General features: G+C 69.5%; 13 protein-coding genes. 8 read left to right on the plus strand and 5 right to left on the minus strand.

The annotated features are described in order from the left end of the window. Position 1 precedes the first annotated feature (1 nt). From C2L59_RS03925 to C2L59_RS03940, 4 genes are read left to right on the plus strand one after another with little or no spacing between them, the layout of a single operon-like run. Complete coding sequence (locus C2L59_RS03925) at positions 2 to 550, plus strand: 2Fe-2S iron-sulfur cluster-binding protein (protein ID WP_199198901.1); 549 nt, start codon at positions 2 to 4, stop codon at positions 548 to 550. Continuing rightward, entirely contained in the window at positions 547 to 1,557 is a 1,011-nt protein-coding gene (locus C2L59_RS03930) for a xanthine dehydrogenase family protein subunit M (RefSeq protein WP_103348130.1), read from the plus strand. The genes C2L59_RS03925 and C2L59_RS03930 overlap by 4 nt, the downstream gene beginning before the upstream one ends. Further along, complete coding sequence (locus tag C2L59_RS03935; protein WP_103348131.1) at positions 1,554 to 3,665, plus strand: xanthine dehydrogenase family protein molybdopterin-binding subunit; 2,112 nt, start codon at positions 1,554 to 1,556, stop codon at positions 3,663 to 3,665. The genes C2L59_RS03930 and C2L59_RS03935 overlap by 4 nt, the downstream gene beginning before the upstream one ends. A gap of 11 nt (positions 3,666 to 3,676) precedes the next feature. After that, complete coding sequence (locus C2L59_RS03940; protein WP_103348132.1) at positions 3,677 to 4,546, plus strand: NAD(P)H-binding protein; 870 nt, start codon at positions 3,677 to 3,679, stop codon at positions 4,544 to 4,546. Here the strand turns inward: C2L59_RS03940 and C2L59_RS03945 are convergent. From C2L59_RS03945 to C2L59_RS03955, 3 genes are all read right to left on the minus strand, one after another. Next, a complete protein-coding gene (locus C2L59_RS03945; RefSeq protein WP_103348133.1) occupies positions 4,536 to 5,213 on the minus strand; it encodes a hemerythrin domain-containing protein in 678 nt (225 codons plus the stop codon). The genes C2L59_RS03940 and C2L59_RS03945 overlap by 11 nt on opposite strands. 81 nt (positions 5,214 to 5,294) lie before the next feature. Next, the gene (locus tag C2L59_RS03950) at positions 5,295 to 6,623 is read right to left on the minus strand and encodes an FtsX-like permease family protein (protein ID WP_103348134.1); all 1,329 of its coding nucleotides are present in this window, start codon (positions 6,621 to 6,623) and stop codon (positions 5,295 to 5,297) included. Between the two features lies 1 nt (position 6,624). Next, a complete protein-coding gene (locus tag C2L59_RS03955; RefSeq protein WP_103348135.1) occupies positions 6,625 to 7,365 on the minus strand; it encodes an ABC transporter ATP-binding protein in 741 nt (246 codons plus the stop codon). Between the two features lie 152 nt (positions 7,366 to 7,517). Between C2L59_RS03955 and C2L59_RS03960 the strand changes: the two genes are divergently transcribed. The 3 genes from C2L59_RS03960 to C2L59_RS47360 all read left to right on the plus strand — a co-directional run bounded on the left by C2L59_RS03960 (position 7,518) and on the right by C2L59_RS47360 (position 10,469). Continuing rightward, positions 7,518 to 8,747, plus strand: coding sequence for a sensor histidine kinase (locus C2L59_RS03960; protein ID WP_158263022.1), 1,230 nt, complete (start codon positions 7,518 to 7,520; stop codon positions 8,745 to 8,747). Further along, entirely contained in the window at positions 8,744 to 9,406 is a 663-nt protein-coding gene (locus tag C2L59_RS03965) for a response regulator transcription factor (protein WP_103348137.1), read from the plus strand. Before C2L59_RS03960 ends, C2L59_RS03965 begins: the two co-directional genes overlap by 4 nt. Before the next feature lie 367 nt (positions 9,407 to 9,773). Continuing rightward, positions 9,774 to 10,469, plus strand: a complete 696-nt coding sequence (locus tag C2L59_RS47360) for a hypothetical protein (RefSeq protein ID WP_158263023.1) — start codon at positions 9,774 to 9,776, stop codon at positions 10,467 to 10,469. Positions 10,470 to 10,610: 141 nt separating this feature from the next. Here C2L59_RS47360 and C2L59_RS03975 read toward each other — a convergent pair whose 3' ends face one another. Beyond that, entirely contained in the window at positions 10,611 to 10,961 is a 351-nt protein-coding gene (locus tag C2L59_RS03975; RefSeq protein ID WP_103348138.1) for a hypothetical protein, read from the minus strand. Between the two features lie 15 nt (positions 10,962 to 10,976). Next, positions 10,977 to 17,294 carry a PA14 domain-containing protein gene (locus C2L59_RS03980; RefSeq protein WP_233223263.1) on the minus strand — a complete coding sequence of 2,106 codons (6,318 nt, stop codon included), beginning with the start codon at positions 17,292 to 17,294 and terminating at the stop codon, positions 10,977 to 10,979. A gap of 339 nt (positions 17,295 to 17,633) precedes the next feature. Here C2L59_RS03980 and C2L59_RS03985 point away from each other — a divergent pair, with 339 nt between their 5' ends. Then, positions 17,634 to 19,325, plus strand: coding sequence for a DUF2079 domain-containing protein (locus C2L59_RS03985; RefSeq protein ID WP_103348140.1), 1,692 nt, complete (start codon positions 17,634 to 17,636; stop codon positions 19,323 to 19,325). Positions 19,326 to 20,418 lie beyond the last annotated feature (1,093 nt).

Here is a 20,418-nt window from a genome sequence, read left to right on the forward strand (position 1 = left end):
GGTGGACACCACACCCCACACCGAAATCGGCCTGCGCATCAACGGGGCCGACACGACCGCCACGGTCGACAACCGCGTCACGCTGCTCGACCTGTTACGCGAGCACCTCGGCCTCACCGGAACCAAGAAAGGCTGCGACCACGGGCAGTGCGGCGCGTGCACAGTCCTGCTGAACGGACAGCGGGTCAACAGCTGCCTGAAGCTGGCCGTCTCGGCCTCGGGCGGCACGGTCGTCACCATCGAAGGCGTCCACGACCTCGCCGACGGCGACGGCCTGCACCCCCTGCAGGAAGCTTTCGTGGCCAACGACGCACTGCAGTGCGGCTACTGCACGCCAGGGCAGATCTGCTCCGCGCTCGGCGCGCTCGCCGAAGCCGACGCGGGCTGGCCCAGCCACGTCACCCCCGACGTGGCCGCCGGCATCGAGTCGGCGGCCGCGCTCACCGCGGACGAGATCCGCGAGCGCATGAGCGGCAATCTGTGCCGCTGCGGCGCCCACCGCGGCATCCTCGCCGCCATCACCGAGGTCGCGGCGGTGACGAACCGATGAAACCCTTCGCATACCAACGCGCCGGCGGTATCGCCGAAGCCGTCACGGCCGTCACGAGGAATCCGGACACCGCCTTCCTCGCCGGCGGCACGAACCTGGTGGACCTGATGAAGCTCGGGGTCGCCCGGCCCGACACCCTCGTCGACATCTCCGAGCTGCCGCTCGGCGGTATCGGCCGCCACCCCGGCGGTGCAACCGTCATCGGCGCGACGGTGACCAACGCCGCCCTGGCCGGTGATCCCGCCGTGCGCCGGGAATTCCCGGTGTTGCCCGAAGCCGTTCTCGCCGGCGCGTCCGGGCAGCTGCGCAACGCCGCCACGGTGGCCGGGAACCTGCTGCAGCGCACCCGCTGCGCCTACTTCCAGGACGTGCGCAAGCCCTGCAACAAACGAGAGCCGGGTTCGGGCTGCCCGGCCCGCTCGGGCGCGCACCGCGACTTGGGCATTCTCGGCGTCTCGTCCGCCTGCATCGCGACCCAGCCCTCGGACATGGCCGTCGGCCTGGCGGTGCTGGACGCGACCGTCACCATCCACGGGCCCGACGGGCCACGCTCGGTGGCGTTGCGGGACTTCCACACCTTGCCCGGCGACACCCCAGAGCGGGAGACGGTCCTGCGGCACGGGGACCTGATCACCGAGATCGTGCTGCCCCCAGCCCCCGAGGGGGCGGTAATGCACTACCGGAAGGTCCGCGACCGGTGGTCCTACGCCTTCGCGGTGATCAGCGTCGCCGCCCTGCTGACCCTGCGCGCCGACGGACGGATCGACCAGGTGCGCATCGCCTGGGGCGGGGTGGCGCCGCGCCCGTGGCGGGCCACCGTCGCCGAAGGCCTGTTGCCGGGACAGGTACCGAGCGTGGAGCTGTTCGCCCGCGCGGCGCGCGCGGAACTGCGTCAGGCCACAACACTGCCCCAGAACGCGTTCAAAGTGGACCTCACCGCGGACGTGACGGCCGCCGTCCTCACCGACCTCGCCGACCGCGCCCGCAATCCGGAGGTGACCCGATGACGTCGATCGGCACTCCCCTCGAACGTCAGGACGCCAGGGCGAAGGTCACCGGGGCGGCCACCTACGCCTACGAACACCACGTCGACGGTGCGCTGTACGCGTGGCCGGTGACCTCGGCCGTCGTCAAGGGCCGGGTCTCCGGCATCGACGAGGCTTCGGCGACCGCGGTGCCCGGCGTCGTGGCGGTCCTGCACCACGGCAACGCCGCCACGCTGCACACCGGCTTCGATCTCGGGCCGGTCCAGCAGGTGTCGGTGCCGGAGCTGCTCCTGCTGCAGACCGACGAGATCTCCTACCGGGGACAGGTCGTCGCCGCGGTCATCGCGACCTCCTCCGAAGCGGCCCGGGAAGGCGCCGAGGCGCTGGTCGTGCGCTACGAGGAACACCCGCACGACGTGGTGTTCCGGCCGAACGACCCGCGGGCCTACATCCCGGACATGGTCGGCGACCTCGGGCCCGGGCACGTGGCCCGCGGCGACGCGGACGCCGAACTGGACCGGGCCGACGTCCGCGTCGACGTCGTGTACACCACGCCCCCGCAGCACGCGCACCCCATGGAGCCGCACTCGACCATCGCGGCCTGGGCGGACGGACGGCTCACTCTTTACAGCTCCGAACAAGGGCCCTCGAACACGAGCCAGACCTTCGCGTACCTGTTCGGTCTGGACCCCGCGGACGTCGAGGTGATCTGCGACTACGTCGGCGGCGGTTTCGGCGCCAAGGCCTCGCCCCGGCCACCGGCGATGGTCGCCGCCCTCGCCGCGCGGCTCGTGGACCGGCCGGTCAAGGTCGCGTGGAACCGGCCGTTGATGAGCGCGCACGAGACCTACCGGTCACCGGCCATCCAGCGGATCGCCCTCGGCGCCGACCGTCAGGGCCGGCTGCGCGCCATCGTGCACGAGGCCCAGCACCTGGCCTCCACGCTGTCGGGCTACGTCGACCAGACCGCCAGCTCGGCGCGCATGATGTACGCCGCCGAGCACGCCCGCACCACCGCCACCGCCGTCCGGCTGGACGTGCCCTCCCCCGGCTGGATGCGAGGCCCCGGCGAGGTTCCGGGAATGTTCGGGCTCGAATGCGCCATGGACGAACTGGCCTGCGAACTGAATCTCGACCCGATCGAGCTGCGGATCCGCAACGAACCATCCGTGGACCCCGCCGACGGCACGCCGTTCAGCAGCCGGAACCTGCTCGCCTGTCTACGGACCGGCGCCCAACGGTTCGGCTGGGCGGACCGCGACCCCCGGCCCGGCCTCCGCCGCGACGGACGCTGGCTGCGCGGAACCGGCGTGGCCGCCTCCCGCTACCCCGTGTTCACCGTGCCCTCCACCGCCCGGGCCACCGCCGAAACGGACGGGACATTCACCTTCGCCATCGGGGCAGTCGACATCGGCACCGGAGCACGCACGGTCCTCGCCCAGGTCGCCGCGGACGCCCTGGCCGTCCCGGTCGAGCGGATCCGCTTGGTGCTGGGCCGCGCGTCGCTGAGCGTCGCCGCGTTCGCCGGCGCCTCCCTCGGCACCGCCTCCTGGAGCTGGGCCATCGACAAGGCCGCCCGGATGCTGCGGGAGGCGGGCGCGACGCCCGGGCTGACGGTGCACGCCGACACCACCGACGAGGTCAACGCGATGCGCCAGGTCAGCCGCAACGCCTACGGAGCCCAGTTCGCCGAAGTCGCCGTCGACACCGTCACCGGGCAGGTGCGCGTCGAGCGGATGCTCGGCGTGTTCGCCGGCGGCCGCATCCTCAACCCGCGGACCGCGCGCTCCCAGCTGATCGGCGGCATGATCATGGGCATCGGCGGCGCCCTGATGGAGGCCGCCGAGCTCGATCCGACCTTCGGCGACTTCGTCAACCACGACCTCGCCGGCTACCACGTCCCGGCGCACGCCGACGTCCGCGACATCGACGTGATCATGCTGCCCGAACACGACCAGGAGCTGAACCCGCTGGGCGGCAAGGGAATCGGCGAGATCGGCGTGGTCGGCGCCGCGGCCGCCATCGCGAACGCGGTCTTCCACGCGACGGGCACCCGCATCCGCGACCTGCCCATCAGGCTCGAGAACCTGCGCCCGACAGGTTCCCGTGCCATCCAGCAGCAACTGTGAGGAGCAACTCGATGAAGGTTCTCGTGACCGGCGCAGCCGGCACGGTCGGCGGCCTGGTGACACACCGCCTGGCCGAGAAAGGGATCGCCGTGCGCGGTGTCGTGCACCGGCCCGAAAGCGCCACCGCCCTGCACCGGGAACTGCCGGCCGCGGAAGCGGTCGCAGCCGACCTCGCCGACGAGGCTCGCGTTCCCGAACTGCTGACCGAGGTGGACGCGGTGTTCCTGGTGACGGCCAACGTGCCCACCCAGCTCGCCCAGGAGCAGTCGGTGATCCGCGCCGCGGCCAAGGCCGGGGTGCGGCGGGTGGTCAAGGTCAGTGTCGGCGGGGTGTCCCCGGACGCGCCGCTGGCCCTCGCCCGCGTGCACTACGCGGCCGAGCAGGAGCTGACCGCCGGCGGTGTCCCCCACACGATCCTGCGGCCCGCGTTCTTCATGGACAACCTGCTGCAGTACATCCCCTGGATCGACCCCGCCGGCCGGCTGGAGCTGCCGCTCGGCGACGGCGCCATGGCCATGATCGACGCCCGGGACATCGCCGACGTCGCCGTCGCCGAACTTCTGGCCCCGGCCGGCGGCGACCGCGACCTCGCGCTCACCGGCCCGGAGAACCTCACCGCGGCCCAAGCGCTGGCCCGGATCGCCGACGTCGTCGGCAGGCCCCTGAGCCACGTCGACGGCCCACGGGAGAGCTTCCTGCGCCGGTATCTCGCCGATGGCAACGGGGCCGGCTACGCCGAGGACATGGCCACCCTCTACGACGGCGTCCTGCGCCACGGCTACGGCGCCGGGACCACCGCCACCGTCGAAGAGGTGACCGGCCGCGCCCCGCGCACCATCGACGACTTCGCCCAGGCCTACGCCGCGAAGTTCAGCCGGTGAGGCGCACCGCGCGCACATGAGCCGTATACAGGCGGACGCCGGCGACCCGCCAGATCAGGCGGGCCGGCGCCGGCATCTCGTGCAGGAACCAGCGTCGCTCCCCCGGCGTGGCGTCTTCGAGCACGACCCCCGCCAGCAGCATCCGGGACCGGAAGTCGCCGGGCAGATTGCGCATGGCCGCCTTCTGCGGCGCCTTCCACTCCGCCACCGACAGCTGTTCGCGGATCAGCGGCAGGACCCGCCGCTCTTCGAGGTCCAGGTGTTCCCCCAGAGCCGCGGCCAGCTCCCCGAAGCGGGCGGCCAGGTGATCGCGCAGCTGCGCGGTCGCCGTGGCCGCCCACCCGGGCAGATCCGGTTCGATCGACGCGATGATCTTCGCCAGCGCCTCGTGCTGTTCTTCCATGGTGTCGATGAGGCTGTCGTCCAGGGTGAGCCGCTCGTGCAGCAACGGCCACAGGTACCGGTCCTCGCTGTCGTGGTGCTCGTGCAGCACGGTGAGCATCAGGCCGGCGTGCTTGGCAACGGTCGAAGCGGCGGTCCGCTCGCCTGCGGGTATGGCGGCGATCACCGGGCCCAGCAGTTCCATCTCGCGGCGAAGGGCTTTGTGGATGACCTTCATCTCGTCGGTGTCCGGCTTGTCCGCCGGGCTGTGCTGATCGATTCGCATGGTTCGTCTCCTCGGTGGGCGCTGAGTTCTTTCGGTACGGCCCGTCCTGCCTCGGCACGCGCCGAGGCAGGACGGGGTCTTTCATTCCGCGGCGAGCGCCCGCGGCACGTCCTGGCGCAGGGCGAGCAGGGCGGGAATGACCGTCGCGGGCACGATGAGCAGGGCCCCGCCCGCGGTCAGCGCGGCGACCGCCGCCGCGGTCGCGGACGAAACTCCGAGGCCCTGGCCGGTGCCCCAGGCGCCGGCCAGCAACGTCGTCGCCACGGCGGCCAGCCCGAGCAGGCAGGCGGTCCCGACGTAGATCACCGCCTCGGCCGCCGCGGCGGCAGTCACTGTCGCCGGGCTGCCGCCACCGGCCACGACCAGGGCGACTTCACGCTCACGGCTGCGGCTGGACATGAAGATGGTGGCGGTCGCGCCCAGCAGCGACAGCAGGACCGGACCCCCGAGCAGCAGCACGACCGCTCCGACGGGCAGCGCACCGGCATCGCCGGTGGCGCCGCGCGTCGCGTCGCCGGCGGCGTACAAGCCCCCGGCCAGCGCGATGGCCACCAGCAGCGGGTCGATCACCGCGGTGCTCCGGCTGAGGTGGCTCACGCTCGCGTTGCGCGCCAGGTACCAGGCACTGGACCACGAATCCGGGACCAGGGCGGTCCAGCCCCGCACCAGCCGCGCCGTGAACAGCGGGCCCAGCGCCGTGAAGATCCCGGCCACGAGCGGACCGACCAGCATCAGCGGTGTGTCCATCCGGCCCGGATCCGTGCCGGGAAGCGTGCTGACGAGCCAGGCCAGGGCCGCGGCCATGGCTGCGGCGGCCACCCACCGCTTCCGGCTCATGGTCACCGGCGGCGCGTCCGCCTCGCGCAGGGTCCGGATGACCGGCGTGTGGGCGGCCCGGCGGGCGCCGCGCGCACTGGCGGCCACGGCCAGCAGGACGACGAACACCACCACCGCGGCCGCCGAGACGCCCCCGAAGCTCGGCCGCACCGACGAAAACCCCGGGCTCGACGCGAAGCTGAAGCGGAACAACGGCCGCAGCACCGGCACCGCCAGGAAACACCCGGCCGTGCCGCCGACGAGGGCGAGCGTGGCCAGTTGGGCGTGGACGACCGTCCGGACGTGCGCGGGGCGCAGGCCGACCAGTTGCCACAACGCGTAGGCGCGCTGGTGCAGCGCCACGGCCAGGGCGGTGACCGAGCCGAGGACGACGAGCGCGGCCGCCACGCTGAAGACGATCATTGTGCCACTGATGCCGTAGAGCGCCAGGGCGACGTTTCCGCCGGTGACCAACCCGGTCTCGATGTCGCACGCCACGACGGCGCCGACGACGGCCGTGGCCGCCGTGACAAGCAGGACTCCCAGCCAGACCCGGAAGTTGTCGAGCAGGTCGGAGAAGATGAGACGCAGCATGTCAAGCCACCGCCGCACGGGCGTGGGTGAGCGCGTCGAGCACGTCCGCGGCGCTGGGCCGCCGCAACGTGCGGTGGATCATCCCGTCCCGCAGCACGAGCACCCGGTCCGCCGTGGCCGCCGCCTGCAGGTCGTGGGTCACCATGACCACGGACCGGCCGCCGTCGCTGACCGCCCGCAGCAGGCCGAGCACCTGGGCGCCCGCCTCGGTGTCCAGCGCGCCGGTGGGTTCGTCGGCGAAGACGATGTCCGGGCGCATGGCCAGCACCCGGGCGATGGCGACCCGCTGCTGCTGGCCACCGGAAAGCGCAGCCGGCTTGTAGGAGGCACGATCGGCCAGCCCCACCTGGTGCAAAGCCCGGCTCACGTCCTCGGCACCGACGTTCCGTTTGGCCAGCCGGGCCGGCAGCGCCACGTTCTCCCAGGCCGTCAACGAGCGGATGAGGTTGTAGGACTGGAAGACGAAGCCGATGTGCTCTCGGCGGACCGCGGCCTGCGCTCGCCGGCCGAGACCGCTCAAGGACCGGCCCATCACCGTGACGTCCCCGGACGTCACCGGCTCGAGTCCGGACAGGCAGTACAACAGCGTCGACTTGCCCGACCCGCTCGGTCCCACGATGGCCACGAACTCCCCAGGGAAGATCCCGAGGGAAATGCCGCGCAACACCGGCGTCGGTGTTCCGCCGCGGCCGTCGGCGAACTCCTTGGTGATGGAGTCCGCCTGCAGAAGGTAGTCACTCATTCCGGTTCCCTGCTTCGTTCGTCCTTGACGGCTGAATGCTGCCCGGCCGGCACCGGCTCGCGCGTCTGTCCCAGGAGCGACCGGGGGTCTGTCTTACGGCATACCCGGGCGGGCGTTCGCCGCGCGCAAACGCGTCCAGCGGGGATGGCCTCGTGAACTCCCGGCTCAACCCCGACCGGATCTCCTCGCTGCGGCGCCCGGCTCTCGATGTCGTCATCACGGTCGTGGTGTTCGTGACCGGCGCGGCGCAGCTGCACCCGTGGCAACCTCGGCCTGACCCCGGCTACCTCGCGGCGCTGACGCTGACCGCCGGTGCGCTGTCCATGCCCCGGCGCCGACAGCGGCCTGCAAGCGTGTTCACCCTCGCTGTCGCGGGCAGCACGCTGCAGCTGCTCACCGCCGGTCCCGAGGGCAGCTCTGTCGACATCGGACTGATCTTCGCCGGGTACGCGATCGCCGCGTACGGAACCGGGCCGGCGCGCGTGCTACTGCCGGCCGCCAGTGTCGTCCCCACGGCCTGGGCGGCGGCGAACTGGCTGGGCGACTCCGCCGGCAGCTACACCGTTCCGGCGGCAATCGCGGCCGCCGCCCTGCCGATCGGAATTCCGTGGCTCATCGGCGCCACCGTCGAAGCGCGGCGCCGGGCGCTGGCGGGCCTCACCGATCGTGCCGCCCGGCTGGAGACCGAGCGGGAACTGGAGGCCGTCCGGGCCGTGCTGGCCGAACGCGGACGCATCGCGCGGGAACTGCACGACATCGTCGCCCACCACGTGAGCGTCATGGGCGTGCAAGCCGGAGCCGCCCGACTGGCCATGCGCACCGATCCCGAGCGAGCAGAGGCGGCGTTGCGAGGGGTGGAAGACACGGCCCGGCACGCGGTCGGCGAAATGCGCCGCATGCTGGGCGCGCTCAAAGCATCCGACGCGGAAACGCCCGATGACGGCCCGTCCGCCGGATCCGCGCCGTTGAGCCCGCAGCCAGGGTTGGCCGACCTGCCGCGGCTCGCCGGAAACTTCGCCGAGGTAGGACTGACCATCGAGATGTCGATCGACTGGCGGCTCGGCTCCGGACACCCCATGCCCGCCGACGCTCTCCAGCTCTCGGCGTATCGCATCGTGGAGCAGTCGCTGACGAATGTGCTGGAGCACGCGGGGATGGCACCGACCTCGGTGAGCGTCCTGGTGACGCACAGCGCAGTCGAGGTGACCGTGACCAACGAATCCGCCGGCGACGGGAAACGCTCAGCCGAAGCCGGCCGCGGGCACGGAACCGCCGGAATGAGAGACCGGGTGAGAATGTTCGACGGCACCTTGAACGCGGGCGCCCTGCCAGGCGGCGGTTATCGCGTCCACGCACGGCTGCCCATGGCAGGCTCCCGATGATCCGCGTCGTGATCGCCGATGACCAGCCACTGATGCGGGACGCTCTGCGTACCGTGATCGACCTGCAGGCCGACATGACGCTCGTCGGTGAAGCGGCTGACGGCGATGAAGCGGTGACCCACGTACTGAGCGAGCGTCCGGACGTGGCCGTCCTCGACATCCGCATGCCACGGCTCGACGGCATCGCCGCAACTCGCGAAGTCACCCGCAGCACCGACACCCGAGTTCTGATCTTGACGACGTTCGAGGACGATGACTACGTCCACGCCGCCCTGCAAGCCGGGGCTTCGGGGTTCCTGATCAAGAACTCGCCACCCGAGGAAATCCTGAAGGCCATCCGTGTCGTCTCGTCCGGGGAGGGATTGCTGGCTCCTTCCGTCACGATGAGGCTCATCAAGCAGGTCGCCGCAGCGGCCCCTACCCAGGACCCCACCCTCAACGAAACGCTCGACACGCTGACTGCCCGCGAAACCGATGTCCTGCGGGACATAGCCCAAGGAATGTCCAACGCCGAGATCGGCCGGCACCTCTACATCGGTGAAGGCACCGTCAAAACCCACGTTTCCCGAATCCTCCTCAAGCTCGGCGCACGCGACCGGGTGCAAGCAGTCGTCTACGCGTACGAAAGCGGCCTCGTCGCACCGGGGAACATGAGGTGATCTCGGCCGCAGCACGAGCGCACAGAGTGGCTGACCACCTTGGCTTGCAGCAGCTTCGACGGTCGCCTCGTCTGCGCTGGGCTGCGCCGCGGATACACGCGCCTGCCGCAGTCAGTCAGTCGGTCCGTCGTGAAACCCGACCCGCCCGCTTGGACGAAGTGGCGCGGCTCGACCGCGGCGGCGGGACGCACGGCCGTACTTCTCAGGGACGCTAACGAAAGGAAGCGAGCGGAGATCAATGCCATGCTGTCCGGGTACGGAATCTCCGGGAAGCCAAAGACGAATCGGTAACGGGTGGCGCTACCCAAGAAAGTGTTACACAAAACCTGATTGGATTTCGAAGACAGCGCACGTCGGGAGATGCGTGATGCCGCGCCGACCGACACCCGTCGGTGCCTGGGGCGAGATCAGCCTCGCCGATGTCGGCCCAAAGCGGTACGAAGCGTCCGCCCGCATCCGGCTCGCCAACGGCGAGTCCAAGCACGTCCGCGCCCGCGGCGCCAGCAAGGCCGCCGCCCGGGACAACCTCAAGGCCAAGCTCGTCGACATGCGCGACGAGATCTTGTCCGAGGAGATCGGCCGCGACACCCCCTTCGGGAAGGTCGCGGCGATGTGGATCGACGACCTCGAGGTCGAGTACCGGCAGCACGGCCGGTCGCCGGACACCATCCGGCAGTGGCGCGGTTACGTCCGCAACCGGGTGATCAAGTCGCTCGGGCAGCTCACGTGCGCCGAGGTCGAGCAGAGCGTCCGGACCTGCGACCGGCTGATCCAGCGGTGCCTCGAGGAACGGAGCTACAGCGCGGCGGTCAGCATTTGCGGTTACAGAACCGGTAGAACATCTGCCCGGACGCGAGGTCGAGCGCGGCGAACATGTGCCGGACCCCCGGCAGGCGACCGGAACACCTCGCCGTGCCCGCAGACGTCAGAGAGCACCTCGCCTTCGGATTATTGGTTCGAGTGGTTTCGTGTCGACCTCAGTCGATCTGGCTGGGACCTTTACAATCGCTCATGCCCTCAGTCGACTTCGGTCAACCTCGTGAGACCTGCAATTCGCCCTTAGTCGCCCCTAGTTCGACAGCCAGGCCGCCGCGCGCATGTTCTGGCCGTCGTAGCTAGTTCGTGCTTCCGCCGCGGGTTGCACGACTGGGGAACTGCACCGTTGACTCGCAATCGTGCAGTTCCCCAGTACGACCTCACCACCCTACGCGAGCTCGTCCCCCTCGTGGAACACGTCGAGACGGACCTTCGCCGTCGCCTCGTTGTCCAACCAGTGCAAATCGAACTGCTCGCCATACCAGTCGAGCCGCGCCGCCTCCAGTTCCTCCAGGGCGCTTTCCGTCCCCGGATCTGCGCGATCCTCGTATCGCCAATGTTCTGGCTCATCCGGATCCCGTCGCGCGAACACCATGTCGACATAAGTGGCACCGTCGGCACGAGCGCTCTTGATGAGCTCCGGGACCGTGACGTGGAGGTATCCCTCGAACCGCGTCCCGTCCATCACTTCGGCGATCCGGTCGGCGAACGCGAAGTCGTTCGACGTGTCACGCGTCATGACACCTCCTGCCACTCAGTGTCGTACATGGTAGTTGTTGGTGTACTTCTTGTTGACGCGGCCGGACTCGAAGTTGGACTGCCAGCCACGCCGCCCCTTGTTCTCCGGAGATCGGTACTGGCGTTTGCCGTTGCGGGAAACCCAGCGGACGCTGCCGCGTTTCGTGACCGTCTTCTTGGCGAGGGGACCGACCCAGATTCGTCCGGCCACCCGGGACTGGCGGAAGGTCGCCTTGACGCCCTTGTACACGAACCCTTGTGAACGTCGAGCGGCCTTGAGGATCGTGCCGACGCCGCGGGCGAACTTGACGGCCTTGTAAGCACCGATCGCCGCACCGACCGCCGCCGTGCCGATCCCAGCGGTGAGGACACCTGCGAGGGCCTGCGCGCCGTACCGAGCCGCCGCTCCCCAATTCCCCTGGATGGCGTTTCCTGCCGCAGCCACCCCACTGGCGATCGTTCCGATCGGTCCGGGGATCCACGAGGCCACCTCGGCCACCTTGGTCACGACACTCACGATGGAGCTGAACCAGGAATTGCCGTCGAGGTCCATCGCGTTGATCGGGTCGCCGGCGACGTAGTCGTAGTCGTTGGCGGAACCCCCGTCGACCGGATCGACGGAAAGGAAGCGGCCGAGCAGCGGACTGTAGGGCCGCGCTCCCATCTGCACCACAGACAGCGCGCCCGTGTGCTCGTAGGGACGCTGGTACTGGCCGAGCCAGCCGTAGTCCATCGAGCCCGGGCCGTTGTCCGGCACGTTCTGGCTGTCAACCGCACCCGAGGCGGTCAACGGCTGCCCATACGGGTCGAAGGTCCGCAGCTCACCGATCTGGTGGCCTGCGGAGTCGGTGGACAACACCAGGTCGCCGCGCACCGACGGGTGGTCGTAGGTCGGCGTGAACGCTCCGTCGGAGCCGACCCTCGTCGTGTAGAGGACACCACCGGGCAGTGTCAGCGCGAGCGTGGTGAGCCGACCATCGGCGGTCAGCGTCAAGTCCGCGGTGTCGCCGTCGCTCGTGTAGCCGTATCGGACGACTGTGTTGTTGTCGCAGTCACGCGGGTCGCGTCGCACGATCCGATCGGTCACATCCCGGGTGTAGGCGATGTCGGCGTTGAGCGCAGGATTCGGGCCGGAGGACTTGACGCCGATGTTGCGGTCGGAGCCGTCCCAGGTCAGCGCGGTCGTGCCATCGGCTCCCTGCCAGCCGGTGGTGTTGCCGTCGGCGTCGTAGGTGAAGCCGGACAGAGCAGTGGCACCCTCGGTGGCCAGCAGCCGGTCGGCCGCGTCGTAGCAGTACCGGGTTTCGGCAGTGCCGGAGGCGGTCTGGTCGAGCAGGCGCATCCGGTTGGTGTTCAGGCCCGCGTTCGCCTGGGTGCCGTTGGGACACGTCGCGGACGCGGACGCGGTGTAGTCGTAGGTGTAGTGGTGCCCGGTGACGTAGGCCTCGGTGAGCCGCCCGACCCCGTCGTAGACATAGTTGGGCGCGTCCGGCCGGGCATCGACGCCGGCGAGGGACTCGTCGATGATCGTCCCCGCCGACGTTCGACCGACCTTGCTGACCACATCTCTGCCGTCGCTCGTCTTCCAGCCGAGGGACAGGAGCCTGGCCGCGTTGTCCTTCGACGTCGACGCCAGTGAGGTGCCGTTGGCGTAGTCGACGGTGGCAAGTTCGCCGGCGTTGTCGTAGCCGACGGTGGCCAGAGGCCGGCCGTCGAGGTTCTGGGTGACGGTCCGGCCCGCGTCGTCGTAGGTGGTGGAAATCGTCCGCGGCAGGTCCGCGGCGTTGGGCGGGGTTACGGTGGCGGAGGTGACGCGGCCGACCTGGTCGTAGCCGGTACTGGTGCGCACGCCGTTGACGTCGGTGTAGCCCACCTCACGACCGAGGAAGTCGACCGTCGTGGTGACGGTGCCCTTGTCGTCGCTCATCGCGGTGGTGAGCGGGTCCCCGCCGACCGCGTAATCGTGGGTGACAGACCGTGCCGGGGCATCGGTGCTCGCGGGCACCTTGACCTGGACGGGCCGGTCTCGGCTGTCGTAGCTGGTACAGGTCCACGCCCCGCCGGTCGCCTCGGCGACAACCCGCCCGGAGGCGTCGTAGACCTGCTCGTCGACCCGGGCCGAACCCGTCGCAGGGGCCGTCGAGGTGGTCAGTTTCGCCAAGCCGCCCTGGTTGACCGCGGCGCTGCCGGCCGCGCACGGGTTGACTCGCGTCTCGGTGTCGCCGTAGTAGGCGTAGGTGGTTTTCGCGCCGGTGGCCATGGTTTTGGCGGTCTTGCGCAGGTAGCCGCTGCCGGGCGTCTCGTAGGAGACCGAGCCGGCGACCTTCAGCCCCGACGGGTTGGCGAGTCCGGACGTGGCCAGCCCGTACACCGGGTCGATCCCGCTGTCACCGAAGCTGGTGGTTCCCGTCTTGTCCGCGACACCGTCGGATTCCGACGCCGTGGTCGAGGTCTTGAGCCCGTAGCGCGGCCGCAGCTGCGTACCGGGAACGGGCTGCTGAGTGCCGGACGGGGTGGTCCAGTGCAGTTCCAGCTGGGCGGTGAGATCGAACTCGTAGTAGTCGACGCGAATTCGTTTGGCCTGACCGGCGGAATCGGCGTGCACGACGCCCTGGCGCCACTTCGCCGTGGTGTTGATCCAGTCGTCGATGACGAGCTGGTCGTCGACCCACACGCGAACGCCGTCGTCGGCGAGCAGCCGCAACGTGTAGTCACCAGCGGCGGGGAAGACGATGTCGCCGGCCGCGCGCAGCGAATAGTGGTCCGCGGGAATTCCCGCGGTGGGCGCCACCGAACCCCAGTTCTTGACGAACGTGCCGTCCGCGGTACCGAGTCCGGTGGTGTGGGCCTTCGGCGCGCCGGAGAGCTGGTCGTTGTCGTACCAGGACACGGCGAGACCGTTGATGCCCTCGTCATAGCCGTTGTGGCCGTGGGACATTCCTCCCGGACAAGTACCGCTGGGCAGCTGACCGGTGAAGCAGGACGCCGGTGCCGGGCCGTATGAGTCGACCGGACGGTCGGCGTAGTCGTAGACCGTGGTGGTCTTGCGTCCGGCCGCGTCAGTGGTCGACAGCGGCAGATCCTTCGGACTCCATTCCTGCGCCGACGTCTTCCCCGCGCTGTCGGTCGTGGATGTGGTCCGGTCGGCGTCGTCGTAGGTGACCTTCGAGAAGAACCCGGTCGCGGGGCTCAGCCCCGCGACGTCCACAAAGGTCTGACGGTTCGCCGGGTCGTAGCGGTAAGTGCGGGCCGACCGGGCCTTGCCGATCGCGGGCACCGCGGAGTTGACCGAGATGGCCTTCGGTTTGACGGCGGTGTCGTAGGAGATCGTGTGGGTCAGATCGCCTTCGTTGGCCTTGCGGTTGGCCGGGTCCGCGGCGATCCAGTCGTTGGCGAGGCTGTCCCGCGTTCCGGCGAGCAGACCGGCCGGGTTGTACCCGTAGTCGGTGATTTCCGAGCCCGGATCCTCGATCCGGCCGAGCTGGTTGCCACCGACGTACCAGAGGCGGGTTTCGGAACCGTCCCAGTAGCTGATTCGGCACAGCATCTGCGCCGGCGGCAGGGTTTGCGCGCCGGCGGGAGGGGTCACGCCGCCGTAGCAGTCGTCGCCTGCGCGGTTGTAGTGCAGGATGTGCGAGCGCTGCGAGACCGGATCCTTGATCTCGCGCAGCCGCGCGGGAGTGCCGTCGTAGATGTACTGCAGTGCCGAGGGTTTGCGGGAGTCGATGCTGGAGGTCTGGCTCTCCAGCTTGCCGTCGGCGCGGAAGACGAACACCTCGCCGCCGTCGGTCAGGGTGATCTTCCCGGCCGCGTCGACGGCCAGAATGCCGTCTTCGCCGCTTGGCGGGGTGTAGCCACCGGTGCTCTTCTTGGTCCAGGTGTGTTTGGCGCCCGAGGCGTCGGTCAGCACGATGTTCTGGTCGCTGACCTTGGCATCGGTGTAGCTCGAGCCGTCGCCGTCCAGGTCCGCCGACAGCGCCCAGCCCTGCGGCAGCACCGGGAGGTCGCTGGTGTAGAGCCAGTCGGCGGGGACGATCTGCGGGGCGACAGCGGTGTTGTCGGTGGTGCGGACGAACAGCCGCATCTTGGCCGCGCCGGTGGCCTCCGCGTTCTCGACCTTGATCGGCACCCGCTGACCGGCCGTCAGGGAAACGTTTGCGGCCTGCGTCCAGTTCAGGTCGCTCGCAGCGTTGACCTCGTAGACCTTGGCACCGTTGATCCACACGGTCGCGCCGTCGTCGTGCACACCGGCCAGCTGGTAGGTCCCGGTGACCGGGGCCTGGAAGAAGCCCTCCCAGCGGGCGACGAACCAGTCCGCGGGCAACGCGGGAGCGAATGGCGAATCCGTTCCCCAGTCGACGTTGACCTGCGGCTCGGTGCGCACCAGCACCGGCTGCTGCGCGTCGCTGATGATGCCGTTGTGCGACAGGTCGGCGAAGTAGGACGCCTTGAGGCCCTTGTTCTCCACCTGCTGGGAGTTGTAGGTGAACGACAGTCCCGCGTTGCCGCCGGCCGCGGTGAACGTCGGCGTCTGCACACTGGTGGACACGTTGCCGTTGGCCAGGTTGACCTCGACCGGGCCAGCGTCGTCGGTGGGCGACGGGCCATGGTCGCCGATCCGCTGGTCGATCTTGAAGTGACCGACCCAGGTCGGGGTGATCGTGGTAGCGCCGCTGTAGGTCATCGCCTGCCACGTGTACGCGACGCCGTCCTGCAGGATCCCGGCCGGGACCGTCCACGTCGGCGTCGGCAGGCAGCCCGACTCGACGACCACACCCGACTTCGCGTCGGCGCCGGTGGCGATGCGGAAGCAGTACTTGACGGCCTCGCCATCCGGGTCGGTAACCGGGTTGACCGACAACGTCGGGGTCAGCGACGTCGACACCGCGCCGTCCGCCGGACCGATCAGCGTGGTCGCCGGGGCCGGGGAACCGGTGTCGACCGTCAACGTGGCGTTGAGGTTCTTGTACGTCCAGGTGCCGGCGTTTTCGGCGCCGATCATCATGAAGAAGACGGAGCCGTCGCGGGCGTTGACGCGGTCGCGGATGAACCCGGTCATGCCTTCGCCGACGAAGCTGCCGACGTCACCGACCAACGCGCTGGTCATGTAGCCGCCGACGCCGTTAAAATTGAAGCCCGACGCGTGGTAAAGGTTCGCGTTCCAGGTCTTGAGCGAGCCGGTCACGCTGGTGTTGCGGGTGAGGTCCATCCGCGCGCCGACCACGGTCTTGCCGAACAGCGGCGAGTAGTCCATGTGGAAGACGCTGCGGTTGTACGTGTCGCCCTTGGCCTGGCTGTTGCCGATCCGCAGGCCGCAGGCGTCACAGTTCGTGCCGTCGGAGCGGTAGGAGTGGGACTCGGTGACCCCGTAGGTGAAGGTCGGGTCGACCGACACCGGGTAGACGCGCTTGGAGTCGCGCAGCCAGTTGGGGTCGACCGCGACGGTCAGCCACCAGTCCGCGCCGGCCTTGTCCAGGGTGTAGCTGCCGCCGGTCATCGCCGGGGCGGTCTCACCGTTGCCCGCGGAGTCCCAGGTCTCGATCGGCGGCAGCACGATCTTCACCGCGCCCGCCTTGTCGGCGAGGGTGACGGCGCCGTTCGTCGCCAGCTTCGGCGTCAAGTCGCCGGTGGTGAGCTTGAACTTCCACGACGAGCGCCCGTCGGCCGGGGGCCGCTTGAGCTTGATCGTCTCCTTGACCGCGCCCGGGGTGACCTCGTAGTCCAGGTCCGTGCCGGCGGCGACCTCGGGGTAGCTGACCGAGTCGCCCTTCACCGCGGCCGCCGTCGGAGCCGCCTGGTCCAGGGCCAAGCCGGCGGTGTGGCCGCCGGACTCGACCTGCAGCACCGCGGCGTCGTCGGCCTTGGTGGCCAGCGACGGGCTCAGGGGGTGGTTGTCGGCGTCGGCGCGCTTGGTCGCCGGGTCCGTCTCGAGGGTGGTCTGGACCGGCTGCCACTGACCGTGCTCGTCCTGCACGTTCATCGGCTGGTTCGACTGCCGCACCGAGTGCGTGCCGTCGGCGTTGACGTACTCGGTGGTGAACATCGTCCGCGACACCGGCGTCGAGCGCTGCGGGTCGAAGTGCGTGCCCGCCCCGCCATCCAACCGGCTCTGTGCTGCGAAATCCGCCTTCGACGGCGCCTGCGGGGCCACCGGCGCAGGTGCGGCCGATGGCAGCAGGCCGACCTCACGCGGGTCGATCGGCTTGGGCGCCTCGGTCAGACGCGGCGGTGCCGCGATCGCTTCGGTGCTGCCGAGCAGCAGGGTCATCGTCAGGACGAGCACGAGTGCCCTGACCCAGCGGACCAGATGGACAGGACGCGACAAACGCAGCACGCCAGTACCTCCCCCGGCGACCCCGGCACCCCGCCGCGGTCGCCCCCAATGGCCCCGCGGGACACAGCTGCCGCCGCAGGGTCTTGCCCGGCTCGCCGCGCACCTCGTGCCCGGTCTGCTCAGGGGTCGGGAAGTCCTCGTCCCTCACCCGCAGCAATCATCGGCAGGGATTCACAGCTGTTACACAGGTTCGGTGAGACGAGACCCACAGTTGCCAAGCACTCACCGATCCAGTAAAAGTCCAGGTCACCGCCTTGCAAGCGCGCCAACGCCGCCGGTTACGATGCCTGCCGGTCCCGCCATCGCCGGGCCGCAGCCATCCGTTCCGGCAGGAGATCCATGACCCAGCCAGCGCTCGCCGAGCCCCACGGGCCGGACGTCACCGCGCCGATCCCGCGCATCGCCGCGCCGGCCCGCGACCGCGCGTCGTGGCGGCCGAGCGTGGTCGCGTGGTGGTTGTTCGCGGCCGTCCCGGTCAGCCTGGCCCTGCTGACCGCGGTGCGGGCGCCGCGGATGCACGTGCTGCTCGACTACTGGCACGTCTTCGCCAAGATCACCGACGACAGCGGCAACCTCCTGCTCGGCCAGGTGTTCACCTACCACCTCGACCAGCCGTTCGTCGTACCTTCGCTGCTGTTCTACGCCGACGCGGCGTGGTTCGGCGGCGACAACCGCGTCCTGACGGTCCTGACCGTCGCTCTGCTGGCCGTCGCGGTGCTGGCACTGCGTTCGATGCTGCCGCGACAGCTCTCACCAACAGCCCGCGGCGCGTTGACCGCGGGCATGGCGTGGCTGCTGTTCAGCTCCCACGCCACCGAACTGTGGCTGCAGGGCACGAACGGCATCAGCTGGGTGCCCGCCGTGACCTTCTGCACGATCGCGATCGCCTGCGCCCACCGCGGCCACCTCGCCTTCGCTTCAGGAGCCGCCGTTGTCGCGTGTCTCAGTTTCGGAGCAGCGTTGCCGATCTGGTTCGTGGTCGCCTTCATCATGTGGCTGCGCAAGGAATCTCGACCACGGATCGTGATCCCGGCGGCGGCAGGCGTCGTGATCGTCGGTGCGTGGTGGCTCACCAAACCCGCCGGGGCACAGTCGGGGGCGACGGCGGCGTTCGACCCGGACGGACGTCTGTCGGTCGTCGCCGCCGCCGTCGGCGGGCTGTGGTCAGTGGACATCGCCGTCGTCGCGGTGATCGTGGGCGGCCTGACGATCACGCTGCTCGGCTTGCTGCTCAACCGGACGATCGGGGACCGCCTGCGCGAGTCGGCCAGCGCAGACGCCGGATGGGCGGGATTGGCCTGCTACGCCTTCGCGCTGGGGTTGATGCTCGCGCTCGGCCGGACGACGACGAACGTCCCGGGAGGCAACGTAGGCCTCATCAGCCGCTATGTACTCGTCGCCGCACTCGCCACCATCGCGTTGCTCGTCCTGATCACCCTGCACCGTCCACAGTGGCCACAGCGTTACCTCGTCGCCGGAATCGTCACCCTCGCGTTGATCACGCATGCGATCGGCGGTGGCAAAGCCGATGAAGTCCGCCGCAGCTACGCACCGCTCACCCTGTCCGCCATCGCGCTTCGGGTCGACGCGCCCGCCGCCTTGGACGCCCTTCACATCCAACGCGGCGCCGCACCCGCCGCCCGCGCATTGCGGGCGTACCCGTTCAACGACGCCTTCACCCTCGGCTGCGGCGGCACCGAACTCGGTAGCCACGTCAACCTCGCCACCGCACAACCGATGCCGCACGACCGCCCGGGGACCGCACACGGGGCGACGGACTCCCCCACCGCCGGCGCAGACACCATCATCACCGGCTGGGCAGTTCTCAACGGAACTCCGCCAGGCTGCATCCTCATCACCGATTCCACGGGCACGGTGACCGGCGGCGGCATCACCGGACTACCCCTGACTGCCACTCAGAGCTCAACAGCCCCAGCAGGCGCCACGTCTTGGCGGGCGACAGCAGGTCCGACAAACTCGCCACTCGTCGTTCTCGCCGTCCAGGATGGCCACTTCTACCGAATCAGCTGAGGCACCACCCCAGAGGACGCAGTCCACAATGAGAACGCCGAGTCGTAGCGGAGCCGAGGACGCTCTGGGTACACGAGCCCCTACTCGCACCGCACCCCTTGGCCCTCCAGCCGAGGTCTGTTGACGTCGTCCTCAGGGCCCTCAGAGGGTCTCCAGCCACCTCACCGGGTCTCCACAGAGAGCACCTCGCCCTCGGTTGACTGGAGGTTCTGGACGTGGGTCGCCCTCAGTCGACCTAGCTGGGCGGTTTGCATTCGCTCATGCTTTGATTCGGTGTCAATCGACGTCGATCGTCGCCGTTTATGGAGCATAAATGCTCCCTCGTTCGTGATCATCAAGCGGCGAAGGCGGCTGGTTACGATGATCCGGCCGCGGTGATCGGGAAGCCGATCGGCGGGTCCTCTGAGGTGGCTGGCCGACACGCGGCCAGCCAGCGCTGCCCACGGACATTGCGGGTCAACGCAGTAGTCGCAACCCGAGGGCTGATTTCGACGCCGGCGAAGGCACGACAAGCAGTCCGAGGTGCTTGTCACGCATCTCATTGACCCATGCCGGGTACTTGCCATGCGGGTACCGGCTAGCACCGCTGGTCTGCGTCAGGTCTCCGGGCGGCAGGTGAAGCGCGGCGGCACCGCCCCTGCCTTCTCTGGGTTCGTCACCTCCGTCGGGATGGAATCGACCCACGTCAAGATGCCGATCAGGTGCTTCGCTACGGCTGTTTGCGTGGTTGCCGGATCTTCTGCGCAGCGTGTCAGGCTGCCGCAGGAAGCTCTGCTCGGAGGCCACTTACGGACGGTGACTGTCACCCGCAGACAACGCGCCATCGACGATGCCGATCCGTGGCCGAGAAGACTGCCACCACCTAACGGGCCCGATCACCCAGCGGCGTGCTGCACCCAGCCGTCGGTGGCTTCGGCTTACCGTGGCCCAGTGACTGCTACCGCGCAAACGCCAGATCTTGTGCCGGTTCACGTCGGGCATCCCGTTCCCACCCCGTCCGCGGACGGGCTCCGGCAGGTGATCCCCGATTCGGGAGAAGGTAGCGGTCGACGCTCACTACCCCACCACCTGTACAGCAGTCGTTGCTGCCCGT

Source organism: Amycolatopsis sp. CA-128772 (genome assembly GCF_002904295.1).
Classification (GTDB): Bacteria; Actinomycetota; Actinomycetes; order Mycobacteriales; family Pseudonocardiaceae; genus Amycolatopsis.

Coding starts and splice junctions, on each gene's coding strand:
- C2L59_RS03930 (WP_103348130.1), top strand. CDS start 547: ATGAAACCCTTCGCATACCAACGCGCCGGCGGTATCGCCGAAGCCGTC.
- C2L59_RS03935 (WP_103348131.1), top strand. CDS start 1,554: ATGACGTCGATCGGCACTCCCCTCGAACGTCAGGACGCCAGGGCGAAG.
- C2L59_RS03940 (WP_103348132.1), top strand. CDS start 3,677: ATGAAGGTTCTCGTGACCGGCGCAGCCGGCACGGTCGGCGGCCTGGTG.
- C2L59_RS03945 (WP_103348133.1), bottom strand. CDS start 5,213: ATGCGAATCGATCAGCACAGCCCGGCGGACAAGCCGGACACCGACGAG.
- C2L59_RS03950 (WP_103348134.1), bottom strand. CDS start 6,623: ATGCTGCGTCTCATCTTCTCCGACCTGCTCGACAACTTCCGGGTCTGG.
- C2L59_RS03955 (WP_103348135.1), bottom strand. CDS start 7,365: ATGAGTGACTACCTTCTGCAGGCGGACTCCATCACCAAGGAGTTCGCC.
- C2L59_RS03965 (WP_103348137.1), top strand. CDS start 8,744: ATGATCCGCGTCGTGATCGCCGATGACCAGCCACTGATGCGGGACGCT.
- C2L59_RS47360 (WP_158263023.1), top strand. CDS start 9,774: ATGCCGCGCCGACCGACACCCGTCGGTGCCTGGGGCGAGATCAGCCTC.
- C2L59_RS03975 (WP_103348138.1), bottom strand. CDS start 10,961: ATGACGCGTGACACGTCGAACGACTTCGCGTTCGCCGACCGGATCGCC.
- C2L59_RS03985 (WP_103348140.1), top strand. CDS start 17,634: ATGACCCAGCCAGCGCTCGCCGAGCCCCACGGGCCGGACGTCACCGCG.